Source organism: Nonomuraea sp. NPDC049624 (genome assembly GCF_040675255.1).
Classification (GTDB): Bacteria; Actinomycetota; Actinomycetes; order Streptosporangiales; family Streptosporangiaceae; genus Nonomuraea.
In genome coordinates this window covers 1-1,014 of sequence record NZ_JBFAOR010000039.1, presented here as the reverse complement: position 1 = coordinate 1,014, position 1,014 = coordinate 1, and the positions used below count along the sequence as shown (strand labels likewise).

Sequence of the window (1,014 nt, the reverse complement as noted above, 5' to 3'; positions counted from 1 at the left end):
CCCAGGAACGTGAACGCGACATGTTCGTACGAGCCACGCCGTGTTTGGTCCTTGCAGTACACGATCCGGGTTTTGTCGGGATGCAGCCGCAGCCCAACGTCCTCCATCCTGTTCTCCAGCGCTGCCAGGACTTCGCGGGCCTGGTGCTCGCTGACGCAGTGCACCACCGCGTCGTCGGCATAGCGTTCGAACTGGACGTCCGGGTAGTGCCGGGTCAGCCAGGTATCGAACGCGTAATGCATGAACAGGTTCGCCAGAACAGGTGAGACCGCCGACCCCTGAGGAGTCCCTCGGTCCCGCAACTGCACAGTACCGTCGGGCAATTGCAGCGGGGCTTGAAGCCATCGCTGGACATACAACTTCACCCAAACGGCGTCGGTGTGAGTCTCCACGGCCTTGATGACGAGGTCCCACCGGACGCTGTCGAAGAACTTCTGGATGTCGAGGTCGATCACCCAATCCCGTTTCCAACAACGCTGCCGGCAGCGCTCCACCGCATCCAGGGCCGATTTCCCGGGCCGGTAGCCGTAGGAGTCCTCATGGAACACAGGATCCACGCGAATTCCCAGATGCCTGGCCACCACGGTCTGGGCGACACGGTCGGCAACCGTGGGAATACCGAGCATTCTCATGCCGCCACCGTGCTGTTTCGGAATCTCCACCGCACGCACCGGAGGAGGAAAGTACGTCCCCGACGACATCCGATTCCAGATCTTGTACAGGTTTCCCTGCAGATCAACCTCGAAGTCGTCGATGGACTGCCCATCCACCCCTGGCGCACCCTTATTCGCCTTCACCTCGCACCAAGACTCCCAGACCTCCCGCTTCGAGATATCGAACGGCTTGCCTTGCGTTTTCAGCTCGTCCACCCAGTTCCTCCCGGATATCCCGGTTGACCGACCGAACAACAGCCACGGATGACCCAGCCCCTTCGCTCCGCCCCCATTACAGGGGCCTCACCGCTACTACGAGCCGGTCCGCCAACGTGCCCCGCGACGGTACTCAAGGCCCTAC

Annotated in this window: 1 protein-coding gene; it reads right to left on the bottom strand. The window is 61.8% G+C overall.

Translation table 11 applies throughout. The features are described 5' to 3' along the window. The coding region (gene ltrA / locus AB0J76_RS49465; RefSeq protein WP_364394334.1) for a group II intron reverse transcriptase/maturase at nt 1-869 on the bottom strand (869 nt) is incomplete at its 3' end. Between the last annotated feature and the right edge of the window lie 145 nt (nt 870-1,014).